General features: G+C 68.4%; 11 protein-coding genes. 8 read left to right on the top strand and 3 right to left on the bottom strand.

Annotated features, from left to right (window positions below; genetic code table 11):
* Positions 1-210 precede the first annotated feature (210 nt).
* Together ACFVJX_RS16360 and ACFVJX_RS16355 are read right to left on the bottom strand one after the other, a co-directional pair.
* Positions 211-738 (bottom strand): GNAT family N-acetyltransferase, encoded by a 528-nt coding sequence (locus tag ACFVJX_RS16360; protein WP_384127877.1) that lies wholly within the window; start codon positions 736-738, stop codon positions 211-213.
* Complete coding sequence (locus tag ACFVJX_RS16355) at positions 735-1,607, bottom strand: XRE family transcriptional regulator (protein WP_384127875.1); 873 nt, start codon at positions 1,605-1,607, stop codon at positions 735-737. Before ACFVJX_RS16355 ends, ACFVJX_RS16360 begins: the two co-directional genes overlap by 4 nt.
* Positions 1,608-2,225: 618 nt before the next feature.
* Here ACFVJX_RS16355 and ACFVJX_RS16350 point away from each other — a divergent pair.
* From ACFVJX_RS16350 to ACFVJX_RS16320, 7 genes are all read left to right on the top strand, one after another.
* Positions 2,226-2,651 carry an ATP-binding protein gene (locus ACFVJX_RS16350; RefSeq protein WP_097948784.1) on the top strand — a complete coding sequence of 142 codons (426 nt, stop codon included), beginning with the start codon at positions 2,226-2,228 and terminating at the stop codon, positions 2,649-2,651.
* Positions 2,648-3,067, top strand: coding sequence for a DUF6415 family natural product biosynthesis protein (locus tag ACFVJX_RS16345; protein WP_237327006.1), 420 nt, complete (start codon positions 2,648-2,650; stop codon positions 3,065-3,067). Before ACFVJX_RS16350 ends, ACFVJX_RS16345 begins: the two co-directional genes overlap by 4 nt.
* Before the next feature lie 218 nt (positions 3,068-3,285).
* Positions 3,286-4,521 (top strand): methyltransferase, FxLD system, encoded by a 1,236-nt coding sequence (fxlM, locus tag ACFVJX_RS16340; protein ID WP_384127873.1) that lies wholly within the window; start codon positions 3,286-3,288, stop codon positions 4,519-4,521.
* 55 nt (positions 4,522-4,576) lie between these two features.
* Positions 4,577-4,768 carry an FxLD family lanthipeptide gene (locus tag ACFVJX_RS16335; RefSeq protein WP_012380187.1) on the top strand — a complete coding sequence of 64 codons (192 nt, stop codon included), beginning with the start codon at positions 4,577-4,579 and terminating at the stop codon, positions 4,766-4,768.
* Positions 4,769-4,853: 85 nt separating this feature from the next.
* Positions 4,854-7,919, top strand: coding sequence for a lantibiotic dehydratase (locus tag ACFVJX_RS16330; RefSeq protein WP_384127871.1), 3,066 nt, complete (start codon positions 4,854-4,856; stop codon positions 7,917-7,919).
* Positions 7,916-9,148: a lanthionine synthetase C family protein gene (locus ACFVJX_RS16325; protein WP_384127869.1), complete on the top strand. Its 1,233-nt coding sequence runs from the start codon at positions 7,916-7,918 to the stop codon at positions 9,146-9,148. Before ACFVJX_RS16330 ends, ACFVJX_RS16325 begins: the two co-directional genes overlap by 4 nt.
* Positions 9,130-10,122 carry a thiopeptide-type bacteriocin biosynthesis protein gene (locus ACFVJX_RS16320; RefSeq protein ID WP_384127867.1) on the top strand — a complete coding sequence of 331 codons (993 nt, stop codon included), beginning with the start codon at positions 9,130-9,132 and terminating at the stop codon, positions 10,120-10,122. Before ACFVJX_RS16325 ends, ACFVJX_RS16320 begins: the two co-directional genes overlap by 19 nt.
* A 39-nt stretch (positions 10,123-10,161) precedes the next feature.
* Here ACFVJX_RS16320 and ACFVJX_RS16315 read toward each other — a convergent pair whose 3' ends face one another.
* Complete coding sequence (locus ACFVJX_RS16315; protein WP_384127865.1) at positions 10,162-10,371, bottom strand: hypothetical protein; 210 nt, start codon at positions 10,369-10,371, stop codon at positions 10,162-10,164.
* 408 nt (positions 10,372-10,779) lie between these two features.
* On the opposite strand from ACFVJX_RS16315, the gene ACFVJX_RS16310 reads away from it, so the two are divergent.
* A complete protein-coding gene (locus ACFVJX_RS16310) occupies positions 10,780-12,789 on the top strand; it encodes a HEAT repeat domain-containing protein (RefSeq protein WP_384127863.1) in 2,010 nt (669 codons plus the stop codon).
* The last annotated feature ends 314 nt before the right edge of the window (positions 12,790-13,103 follow it).

Raw genomic sequence — 13,103 nt, 5'->3', positions numbered from 1 at the left:
GCCCGGCAATCCTCTCGAAGAACTCACTGTCCGGCTCCGCGGCTCGCTTTGGCGACGCATCCGTCCGATTCCGGCTTACATATACGGCCACTACGCGGTCGCCTCTCCATCGGCCAATCCGAACTCACCGAAAATGCTCGCCCCTGCCCGCAGCGATCACGAACTGTTAAAAAATGATGTCGTACTTGGGCGACTCTGGAGCGGAACTGCTCACGGGTGCAACCTCTTCACCATGACCGCGTAAACCGGGGAGTCGGCGAAGGGCTGCTGCTCGCCCGCCTTCTCGTAGCCCCACGTCTCGTACAGAACCTGAACCTTCGGGTGCGTCACGTCGACCAGGAGCACCGCAAGGTCTTCACCGCGTTCCTTCAGCAGGGCTTCGTGGAGCCGCTCCGAGATCCCCTGCCCCCGCCACTGCGGGCGCACCATGACTTCGGAGACGGCGTAGGTCGCGGTGTAGCCGTTGTTCGGCGCGAACGCAGTGGAACGCCACCACTCACGGCCCGGCTGGAGCGGGGCGCCGTACGCGAAGCCGGTCGGCTCGTCGCCGTCGAAGGCGACGACGCAGGTGAAGCCGTCCATCCCTGACCAGTGATCGACGAACCACGGGAACCGCTGGTTGAACTCGTTGTCCATCGCGTCGGCGTAGGCGTCGGCGTGCACGTCGATCAGCATCTGCTTGAAGCCCTCGGGGAGGCTTCCCTGTCCGTAGTGCCGCAGGTCGATCACCCTGGTCACGTTCGGCTCCATTCATCTCGCATGCGGTCTGCCCAGTCGCGGGCGTACGTCGTCGACGGCGCCAGCCGGAACAGGTCTCGGTGGAAGTCTCCGATCAGGGTGCGCATGCGCCCCGGCAGTGGAGCGCCCTCCATGATCGTGAAGACGGTGCCCGCGGTCGCCGTAGCCTGCTCGGGCTCGCCCTGGCGGAGTTGCGCCAGGGCGAGCTGGCAGGTGGCCAGCGCGCGGTTGCGCTGGAACTCCGCCGGGACCTTGGCCAGGGACCGGTGAGCCATCGCCTCGGCTTCGGCGGGCTCCCCGTTGTGGTTGAGGATGATCGCCGCGAGGTGGTTGAGTTCGGCCGGTCCGTAGAACGCGGTCCATCGAGGACGTTCGTCCTCGGCCGCCTTTCGGTAGTTCTCCTGGGCTGCGCCCAGGGACCGGCGAGCGGCCCGCAGGTCTCCCAGCGACGAGTGTGCGAGCGCGAGGCGGACGCGGCCCATGGAGCCGAAGAACGGGTCTCTGCGGGCAGCTAGGGAGCCGTTGGCCGCCTGAGCTGCGGCGAGTTGTTCCGGCCAGTTCTTTCGCTGGTAGGCGAGCATGGCCATGTTGACCCACACGCGCATGGCCGTGGGCGGGTCCTGGGAGAGGCCGGCGAACGTGGACGACTCGTGCAGGTACGTCCGGGCCGTGTCCAGGTCACGTAGGTCGATGCACGACCAGGCGGCGACGGTGGTGAACTCGGCCGCGAGCGCGTACAGAGCACGGCGTACACGTTCACTGGCGTTCCGGTGCTGAAGCTCCAGCACCTTTGCGCGAGCTTCGAGGGCTGCGGTCGCCAGGGAGGCGTGCCCGCCTTGACGGTCGTCGGCCTCCACGAGCTGGTTCATGCCGGCCGATGCTCGGGCCACGTCCGACATGCCCACGGACCGACGTTGCTTGACCACGGGAACGACTGCGGCTGCCGTCCCGGTGGTGGAAGCGATGAAGTCGCGACGCCGCACGGGGCCCTCCGGGGGATGTTGCATGGAGCTGGGTGCGCTGAACCCTAAGTCCGCCACGGGGCAGCCGAACACACGCTCAAGTGCAGCGCAAGTGCGTCCGATTGGGCGTCGGCTTGATCCGTTGAGCAGGTTGCGCACCGTCCGGGAGGAGATGTCGCCAGGCCGACCGGTGATCTCCTGTAGCGCGGCGTTCAGGCGTGCCGCCAACTCCTCCTGCGTCAGACCGAGTTGATCAAGTCGGTCCTGAAGAACGAGATTTCCTCCCATGCACCGAACGTAGCTCCACCGTCACGCTGACACCTAGAGCTCGGGTAATGGAAACGTAAAGTCTTCCGGTTGGCGGCGTGTACGGATCCGGGACTCTTCCTGTTGCGCTGGGCTCGTCGCTCGTTGACTGGTCATCGGTCGCCAAGCCGGGTTCGGTGCGGCGGCACGGAGGAAAGCCCGGTCCTGCCTTGCTTGTCCGCACCGGGAACCCCAGCCGGAGGGAAAGACCTCGTGACCATGACCGTCGCTCAACCGAATGCGATCGGCTCCCCGGGTTACGCCGCAGAGGTGCCTTGCGTACGTGAGTCCGTGAGCCTCGCCCGAGCTTTCATCTCCCAGGTGCTGGCGGTCTGGGGCATGGACGACGACGTGACCGGCTGGGGAAAGATCATCGTCACTGAACTGCTGGCCAACGCCGTCGAGCACACCGAGACCCCGGTGTCGCGAATCCACATCGAGCGACCGAGCAACGGTGCCGTCCGCATCGGAGTCTCCGACCGCTCGCACGACGCTCCCCATCTGAAAACGGCCGACCTGAACGCTGAGAGCGGCCGGGGTCTGAGTCTGGTCGCGGCGATGAGTTCGCAGTGGGGCTACGACATGCACTCGTGGGGCAAGGACACCTGGGCTGTGGTCGAGACTCCGGTGGGGAGAGAGCGGTGAGCACCGCAGTGGCTCCGAAACCTCCAGCCCAGGAGTGGACGCCACCGCTCGACGCGGACGGTTTACGGCTCGTGCTGGAGCGGTTCCGGGCGTGGGAACCCCTCGACATCGAGGAGGTCTTCGACGACCTCGACGCGGCGATCGGCAGTCAGCCGCCACCTGTTGCAACGGCTGTCGCCCTGCTCGGCCGCCTCCGCAGACACCTGAAGCAGCTCAGCGACATCACGGTGGCTGACGACAGCTTCCCGCCCAGTGCCGAGATGACCCGCCTTGTCGAGCGAGGAGTTCCTCTGCTGGAGGAGCCCACTCCGGCTGGCTATCGGCAGGCCGTCGGCCTCGCCCGCCGTCTCGCCTTCGTGACCGCTGACCTGATCGAAGTGTTGATCGAGGCTCGCTACATCAAGGAGATCGAGTGACGCACGCCCCTTGCCACCCGCGAGCCACCCAGCGGGCTGGTCGACACGAACCGGCCCGCCGGGCAGCCCTCCGCGGGCGTGGACCTCCCAGCTCGCCGTCCAGCGCGGCCCTGTCGGTCAGCCGACGAGAACCGAGCGCGCTCTCCCCTGGATTACCCGACCCATCCGGCATGCGACCGCCGGCCTGCATCCCCCATACGCACGACTGAAGGAAGTCCATGACGAACACGACCGTCGAGCCCGACGAAGCGACCCGTCTCCGGAACAAGGTGGTGGACGAGTTGCGCGCAGGCGGCGACATCTCCTCCTCGGAGATCGAAGCCGTCATGCGCAAGGTGCCTCGGCACGCGTTCATTCCCGACACCCCGCTGGACAAGGCGTACGACACGTACGCGGCAGTGATCACCAAGACGGACGAGCACGGTGTGCAGCTCAGCTCCGTCTCCGCCCCGCAGATCCAGGCGATGATGCTGGAGCAGGCCCAGGTGAAGCCCGGCATGCGCGTTTTGGAGATCGGTTCGGGCGGGCTGAACGCCGCCTACCTCGCCGAGCTCGTGGGCGAGCACGGCGAGGTCGTCACCGTGGACATCGACCCCGTAGTCACCGAGCGGGCGCACCGGCTCCTGAACGAGCACGGCTACGACCGGGTACGCGTCCTTACCGCCGACGCCGCCGAGCCCATTCCGGAGCTCGGCGAGGTCGACGTCGTCATGGTGACCGCCGGAGCCTGGGACATTGCTCCGGCATGGACCGCGCAGCTCAAGCAGGGCGGTCGGCTTGTGGTGCCGCTGCGGATGCGTGGCCTGACCCGGTCGGTCGCCTTTACCCAGATCACGGGCGAACACGGCCCGTACCTGGAGAGCGTGTCGGCGCTCATCTGCGGCTTCGTCCCGATGCAGGGCTCGACAGCCCACCGGGAAGAACTTCTTCTCGTCAACGGCACACCGGAGATCGGGCTGAAGTTCGATGACGGGCTACCGGCCGACCCACACCGACTGGACAACGCGGTCACGTTCCCGCGCCACGAGCTGTGGACAGGCGTCGTCATCGGCCTCTCGGAACTTATCGACACCCTCCAGATGGCCATGGCCATCAGCCTGCCCGGCTTCTGCACGATGGCCGTCGACGAGGACCTGGACACGGGCCTGGTCACCCCCGTGAACAAGCGGTTCGCCCTCGCCGCCGTCGAGGACGACACCTTCGCCTACCTCGTCACCCGCCGCACCGATGACAACAAGCACATCGAATACGGCGTGCACGCTCTCGGAGCGAACGCGAAGCAGTTCGCCGACCAGGTCGCCGACGTGCTCCGTGACTGGGAGGCCAGCCGGCGCGGGGGCCCCAGCCCGGTCATCCGGGTCTATCCGGCCAACACCTCTGATGACCAGATCCCGGCCGACCGGGTCATCGACAAGGTGCACAGCCGGGTCTCGCTCTCCTGGCCCTCGGCGTAACACCGGAAGCCAGGTTGTTCCACACCATCCGGACACCAAGAAGAAAGGCACGAACATGACGAGCGCCACTCTGGCCCCTCCCGCCCCGCTGGCGGGCCTGGACGACGACTTCGCGCCCCTGGACGTGAAGGTCGTCATCGCGGAGCACGCGTACGGCAAGCTCATGTGCTCCACGGGCGACGGCTGCGGCACCACCTGCGCGACCGGCGCCTCCGCCTGCGGCTCCTTCACGGAGGACCCGGCCTGATCCAGGCCGTTCCCTGCCGGTGGGCCGAGCGAATCGCTCCGCTCGGCCCACCGGCTCCTCACCCGCCCCGCCAGACGGAGGGCCCATGGTTTCCCGAGCAGTCGCCGACTACCGATGGCAGGGCGCCGCCATGCTGCGCGCCACCACCAGCACCGGACCGGCAGACATCCCCCGTACCCTCGACCTGGACAACGTGGCCGTCACTCGCGGGTGGCTGAACCGCGTCTGGGAATGCGATGGCTTCCGCGACGCGCTGGAGCTGGCCACCCCCGTCCTGTCCGACGCCATCGAAGCAGTCGTTCAAGGCCGGCAGTCCGAGCCTCGTCACATCCGCCGCACCGCGGTATCGACGGTCTCCTACCTCTTGCGGTGGCAACACCGGCCGACCCCGCTGGGCCTGTTCGCCGGCACCGCTCCGGTGACGGTCGGGCCCAGGGCAAGCGCGCGGTGGCGCGACAAGCACCGCGTGCTGATCCGGCCGGACTCCGAATGGGTCACCGACATGATCCTCCGACTCCAGCGCATCCCCGCGTTACTGGCGCGACTCCCGCTCGTCGCCAACAACGCCGCCCGCACGCGGGGCGATCGGCTCGTGGCGCCGGGCCCGCCCTCCGACGGGCACGCCGTCCTGCTGGCCCCGGTCGAGATATCCGTCCGCAATGCCCGGCCGGTGGCCGCCGCCATGGACGCCGCCCGCTCGCCCATCCCTTACGGCGCCTTGTACGGCCACCTGCGCGACAGCTTCCCCCAGGCCACACCGGAGCAGATCGACGCGCTTCTCACCAGCCTGGTCGAGCAGCAGTTCCTCATCACCAGCCTGTGGGCACCCATGACCACCGTGGACCCCCTCCAGCACCTGTGCCACGAACTGGAACAGCACGACGCGGACAGCATCCCTGACGTGCGGGACCTGGTCCACGAGCTGTACGCGCTGCGCGACGAGGTATCCGCCCACCAGCCGACACTCTCCGACATCAGCGTGAGCGCCCTCGCCACACGGATGCGCGCCCTCACCGCGGTCACCCCGACACCGTTGCTCATTGACATCGCCCTCGACTGCGAGACCCAGCTCCCGCAGACCGTGATCGCGGAAGCGCAGGCAGCTGTGTCAGCCCTCTACCGGACCACCCCGCAGCCCTACGGTTATCAGCACTGGCGCGACTACCACCGCCGGTTCCGGGCCCGGTACGGCGTCGGCGCCCTGGTGCCGGTGATGGAGCTGGTTGCCGACAGCGGCCTCGGGCTGCCCGCCGGATACATCGGCTCCGAACGCGGAGCCTCCCTGAAGGTGCGCACCGACCGCGACGAGCTGCTGCTCTCGCTGATGCAGCAAGTCCTCCTCGACGGCCGCGACGAACTGCGGCTGACGGACGACATGGTCCATGCCCTGGAGAAGGCCGCCGGAACGGACGAGCGGCTGTTCGTGCCCCGAGTGGAGGCCGCCTTCGAGATCCACGCCCCCAGCACCCGGGCGCTGTCCAGCGGCACGTTCGACCTCATGCTCACGGCGGTGCCCCGCCCGGGCAGCAGCATGGCGGGCCGGTTCGCCCACGTCCTGCCGCCCGAGCACCAAGACGCCCTCGCCACCAGCTATCGCGGGGCACCGGACCGCCTCGCGGCGCAGCTCGTGTTCCCACCGCGTCGGCACCGCAACGAGAACGTCACCCGCACATCGCGACTGCTGCCGCACATCATCGAGCTCTCCGGCCACCAGGAGCTCGACGAGACAACGATCCGGCTCGCCGACATCGCCGTAACCGCCGACCCGCGCAGTTTCCATCTCGTGCAGCTCTCCACCGGCCGGCCCATCGACGTGCGGGTCCTGCACGCCCTGGAAGGCGGAACCCAGACCCCGCCGCTGGCCCGGTTCCTGGCAGAGGTGGCCAACGGACGGTACGCCGCCTACAAGCCGTTCGACTTCGGCACCGGTTCCCGGCTCCCGTACCTCCCCCGGGTCCGCTACCGCCGCGCCATCCTCACGCAGGCCCGATGGCTACTGATGGCGCATGACCTGCCCGCCCGGAAAGCCCCGAGGCAGGAGTGGGAGGACGCCTTCACTGCCTGGCGGAACCGGCTGCGGGTCCCGAGGCAGGTCGCCGTCATCGAGTACGACCAGCGCCTCCCGCTCGACCTGTCCCACCCGGTCCACCTCCGGGTCCTGCGCGCCCACCTCGACAACGCCCGGCGCGTGGAGCTGCGCGAGGTACCGGACGCAGACGCCCACGGCTGGATCGGACGGGCACACGAGATCTGGCTCTCGCTGGGCCGTTCCGAGCCGGACACCCCGTACGTGCCCCGGCTGAGCTCCACTACGTCGCCGGGCACCGAGCGGCACCTGCCGGGCGGCGGCAACGTTCTTCACGCACAGCTCCACGCCCACCCGCGCCGCTACGACGAGATCCTGAGTCACCACCTGCCCCGCCTGCTCGCCGCGTTCGGGGAAGACCCGCCGACTTGGTGGTTCACCCGGCACCGGGAGATGGCCCGGCCGGACGCCGACCAGCACCTCGGCCTCACCCTGCTCCTGCCGCCGGACTCGTACGAAGTCGGCGCACGGCACGTCCGCGCGTGGGCCGACAGCCTGCACACGATGGGGCTCGCGTCCGGACTCGCCCTGGCCCCGTACCAGCCGCAGACCGGACGCTTCGGCCACGGGCCGGCCATGAACGCCGCGCACCAGGTGTTCGCCGCGGACTCCGCCGCCGCCCTTGCGCAGATCCAACTCGCCGAGCGCACCGATGCCTTCGCCCCACAGGCCCTCGCCGCCGCCAGCGCCCTGCACCTCGTCACTCCCCTGGCACCGAACGCTGCGGCGGCCGAAGAGTGGCTGGTGGGCAACCTCCCCCAGGGCACCGGCCGGTTGGACCGGGCCCTGCGCGGCCAGGTGCTCGAACTCACCGGGCCGAACGGTGCCTCTGCGCTCGCGTCCCTCCCCGGGGGCAGGCAGGTCGCCGAAGCGTGGCGAGCCCGCGCCGCCGCAGTGGACTTCTACCGGACCGCATTGGTCAGTGAACGTCATCCGCTCGACGTCGCCCGCTCGCTGCTGCACCAGCACCACGTCCGAGCTCTTGGCGTCGATCCGCGCACCGAGGAGACGACGATCCGACTCGTGCGAACAGCCGCCCTCCAGCACCGGATGGCGGACCGATGACCACGCTGGCAACCACCGCCGCAACAATCTTGGAGCAGTACACAGCTGATCTGGCTGAGCCTCCTCCCCCGCCCCCGGAGGAGCCCTGGGCGGTGCAGTCGCTCGCCGACGGCGCTGCCGGAATCAGCCTGCTGCACATCGAGATCGCCAGCGGGTACGGCGGCTCCTGGCGTTCCGCGCACCGGTGGATCACGAGTGCAGCCTCCGGACCCATCAGCGCGGCCGACCAGACGGGCCTGTTCCTCGGCGTCCCGGCCGTCGGCTTCGTCCTCACCGCCGTTCCTCCGGCCTACCGGCATCTGTACGCCTCGGCGCGCACGACCCTGCACCAGCACATCACCGATCTCGCCCACCGCCGCGTGGACGCCGCGCTCGCCCGCATCGGCAGGGGAGACCTGCCGACCTTCGCGGAGTACGACCTCTTCTACGGCCTCACCGGGATCGGCGCCTACCTCCTGCGCACCGAGCCCGAGGGCCCAGCCCTGGAGAGGATCTTGCAGTACCTCGTCGCCCTTACCCGGCCGCTCGCCGCTGACGGGCGCGGGCTGCCCGGCTGGTGGGTCCGCCATGACCCGGCGCGCGGCGAGTCGCCCCACTTCCCGGGCGGACACGGCAACTTCGGCGCGGCCCACGGCATCGCGGGCCCCCTCCTCCTCCTGGCCCAAGCCATGCGCCGCGGACCCACCGTCCATGGCCACCAGGACGCCATGCTCACCATCTGCGCCCACCTCGACGCCTGGTGCCAGCACGGCGATTCCGGCCCGTGGTGGCCCGAGTACATCTCGCGGCGCGATCTCGACCGCCGACGGCCCCACAAAAACACCCCCGCCCGTCCGAGCTGGTGCTACGGCACGACGGGCATCGCGCGGGCAGGCCAGCTCGCGGGGATCGCCCTACGCTCACCCACGCTCCAGAAGTTCTACGAGGACGCCCTGTACCGGGCATTGTCCGATCCCGCGCAACTCGCCCTGGTCACCGACAGCGGTCTCTGCCATGGATGGGCGGGCATCTACCAGACCGCTCACCGCGCAGCCGCAGACGCTCTCGACCCACGCCTTCACGCCCTCCCGGAACGCCTTGGTACCGCCCTCGCCGCATCCGGCCGGCCCGGCTCTCTCGCGGCTCCCGGCCTGATCAATGGCGCCGCTGGCACCGCGCTCGCCCTCACCACGTCCGCCTCGCAACAGGCACCGAGCACTGGATGGGACGCATGTCTCTTGATCAACTGACTCAGGCAAGTGAGCCGAGTCCGACGCAGCACGCAGTGCTCGCCGTCCTGGCCGGCCTGCCGCTCGCCGACGCGGCGCAGCAGTACCGGATAGACCCTGTGGTCCTCTCGGAGGCGGTCGCGGTCTACGACCAGGCCGGCCGAGAAGCCTTGGCCCGCCACGCGGCCACCACCGACTGGTGGCAGACGTACCTTCACTTCACGGACTGGTCGAATGCCGACAGCACCTTCGCCGCGCATGTCCTGCCCATCTTGCGCGAGGCGGAAGCTGCCGACACGATCGACGGCTGGTGGTACACCAGAAAGCATCCCTGCTGGAGGCTGCGTCTCCGGATCCAGCCCGTAAACGGTGCCAAGCTGGCCGTCGCGGACGGCTTCGACCGCCTCGTGTCCGAAGGACACCTTCAGCGCTGGTGGCCCGGCATCTACGAACCGGAGACGCCAGCGTTCGGCGGAATGACCAGCATGGCGGCCGCGCACGCCCTGTTCGTCACCGACAGCCAAGAGATCCAGCAGTTGCTCCAGCGCGACGATCTAGCCATCGGACCCAGGGAGTTGTCCGTCCTCCTGTGCACCATCATGATGCGCGCCGCACGGTTGGAGTGGTACGAACAGGGCGATGTCTGGGACCGCGTCATCACGACGGAACACCGCTCGGCCGTCAGTGGCGTTCCACAGAAGCAGCTCGACGCCCGAGCCCTGGAGATCCGGCCCCTGCTTCTCGCCGACAGCGACACCCTGCTGCGCTCCGGCTGCACACTGGGGCCCATCGCCGAGTGGGCCGACGCCTTCCGCAGCACCGGCCACGCGCTCGCCTGCGGCGTGCAGGACGGAACACTCGACCGCGGGCTGCGACAGGTGCTCAGCTACCACGTGATCTTTCACTGGAACCGGCTCGGACTATCCCTGCGTGGGCAAAGCATCCTGGCTTGGGCAGCCAGGGCGGCAATCCTGCAGGGCAGCAACGAAGGGTAGAGCCAACGCACAAGATGCCCGGAGCCGACCAGAGATAGGTCAGCCGCACTCTTCCTCAGCAGCAGCCGAGACCACTCGACGGGCGCGTCTCAATTGCAGGGCCCGGGCTACCAGCGCGGTCACCAGCGCCGCCGCGAGTCCGCCCAGGAACTCCGGAACTGCGGCCACTAGTAGCTCCGGGATGGCGCTCAGATGGCCGGTGCATCCCGCGTCGGTCGATAGGACTACCTCGTTGATCTCTGTCAACATCTCAGAACGCCTCCGTTACTCAAACGCGTCACGGCCGTCGTTGACCGCGCAGCCAGCGTGCTCAGGGCGGGCGATGCCCCCAACCCGCGCTGGGGCAGTCGGGGATCGTTCGGGGCGTTCACCCGCTGAGGTAGGGACTGGCCTGGGAGAATGGCGGGTGTCCCGGGCCCGTCCCAGGGACGCGCCTGGGACGGGCCCGGGACAGGAGATCGAGGAAGGCCAGCAATGAGCGCTTCTGAGGGAGACGGCACCAACGCAGCGTTTGCGCTCGCCGACTTTCTACGGACTCGCGCTCAGGAGGCGGGCCTTAGCACGCGTGAGATCACCCGCGCCTTCCAGCAGCGGGCCAACCTGGAGCGGGCTCGGGTCGCTGCGGGGGCGGCCAGGCCAGCCGCACCAGTGGGCGAGATGAGTTTCTCCAAGTCGCACCTCGACCGCCTCCTTAAGGGCGGTGCCACGCTGCCATCCGTCCAGTTCCTCGGAGTCTTCCTGGAGATCACCAGCGCCGCCGCTGGCTTGCCTCCACAGCGCCACCAGACGCTGTACCGGGAGGCGACGGAGCTGCTGACCAAGGCCCGGCGGTTGCGGGCCCGCCCAGTTGCACTGCCGCAGCCACAACCGGAGACACACACCGAATCGGCGGCCATCGCTACGCTGCAGGCGCAGTTGGACCTCGAACGGGCGCATCGCGCTGGGGACCGCCTTCGCCGAGAACTGGCCGACACCCACGCGTTGATGGGCACACTGCTGCAGATTATTGACGCACTGCGAGACATCATCACCGAACTCGACCTTGACCTGTTCGACGCACCACATACCGCCGTGCGGACAGTTCCGCGCACGCTGGCCGAGCGGCAGCACACCGAGGCGGTCGAGTACAAGGCGGCAGCAGAGGCAGAGTACGGCCGAGTCGACCACCGTCGACGGGTGCTGGAGCTGCTGTGGGACCAAGCGCAAGGCAACCTACGGCGGCTAGCCGCGCACGCCGAGGTCGGGCACTTGCGGCCCCTGCCTGACCTCCCGCCTTTGCCGACCCAGCGCGTCCTCTCTCACGGCCTCCGCGCCGAGCCCGCCCTCGCAGACATCGCGACCGCCCTCAGCCGGGTCCAGGAGTACAACGACACCGAGGACCAGAAGATCAGTGATCTTCAGGATGCCCTCTCAGACAACGTGCCTCTGGCACCTGATGACGAATTGGCAATCCTGCTGGCCGCCACCCATCTGAGCGATCCTCACGCCCGCGACGCCGCCCTGCGAACTGTCCTGGCGAGCTGGGCCCACCACCCGAGCACTCGCGACACCCTTCTGCGACTCGTCCATGATGACCGGTCGGCCATCCGCCACCGCGTGGCATGGGGCTTGGCAGCCGCCTGGGTCGGCACACCAAAGGCCCGGGATGCCATCGTGGTACTGGCCGGTGACCCGGAGCGCCGCGTCCGGCAGACGGCGGCGTTGGGGCTGGTACACGGCTGGGCGGGCGACAACGCCGCGCGAGACGCTCTGGCCCAGCTTGTCCAGCACCAGGATCCGGAAGTCAGGCAGACAGTGGTGCAGGCGCTGGTTCGGGGGTGGGCAAATGATTCGATGGTCCGTGACTGCCTGGTCGCCCTGTCCTGCGACAGCGATGTGCTGGTCCGGGCGGTTGCTGCGGAGTTCCTTGCCGAGGGCTGGACCGATGACGGGATCGCACGCGCCGCCCTCAGATCCCTATGCGAAGATCCTGCGGAATCCATCCGTTGGATCGCAATGCAGGGGCTCACACGACAGGGCTACACGCCGGCCACCTCGCCCCTTACAAACAACGCCATCGTCCAGGCTGCCGAGCTGTCACCTTCCTTCCAGGAACTTGGGACCCTGCCGGTCGTTGCAGCGTTACGCCGAGGGATTTGCTTCTACGAAGGAATCACCGTGCTCGTTGGCGCCAACGGCACTGGGAAGACCCTCCTGCTGAACGCCCTAGCTCTATTGATGGACTCAAAGAGCTCCGTTCTTCCAACGGGCAAACCGGCCTCTGTGACCAAGGGCCTCGCCGAGCATCTCCAGATCACCTGGAACGGCGCCCGAGAGACTCACAGTTGCCACTACATCAATGGCAATGCCGTTCCGACAAGGCACCGTTACGCCTCCGGGCTGGAGAACTACCGGGCGCACCTGCGCTCCCTGGCCGAGTCAGACGATGCGCCGAATAGGGTCGTGCTTATTGACGAGCCTCGCGGATTCCTGCATCCCACGTCGGAGCGCACGATCATCGACGAGCTCGTGGAACTCGCCGACCGAGGCTTCCAGCTAATCGTCACCTCCACGCAAACCAGTTCGACCGCTCTCTCAGTGGCCCGCGTCATTGAGATCGATCGGGGCGCTAATCGCACCAAAGCCTTCGATCCAACGAAGTTCCCTGGCGGCCCCCCGCTGTCGTGACAGGCGCGAGGGGAGCTCCGGCCCATCAAGGGCGTCCCCACGCGGGCCGCAGACCTCGTTACTACGGGGCCGCCCCCGCTCCCCCGCAGAGGGTTGCAGTTTGGGTTGCATTCAGCCGCGTCCACGCCCGTTCACTCCACCCCAGTGAGCACACCCTGCCGCAGGTCAGGACGCCTGCGAACGCTGCCGGACCCTCGGACGAACAGTTGGAAAGCGTGTTGGGGGCAACCCCTCACGAGTTCGAATCTCGTATCCTCCGCCATTGCTCTCACCGGGCAATACGTCGAAGGCCCCCGTTGCTTGCAGCGGGGGCC

The sequence above is a fragment of the Streptomyces sp. NPDC127177 genome (genome assembly GCF_042672475.1).
Taxonomy (GTDB): domain Bacteria; phylum Actinomycetota; class Actinomycetes; order Streptomycetales; family Streptomycetaceae; genus Streptomyces.
This window is presented reverse-complemented; position numbering and strand designations above follow the sequence as displayed.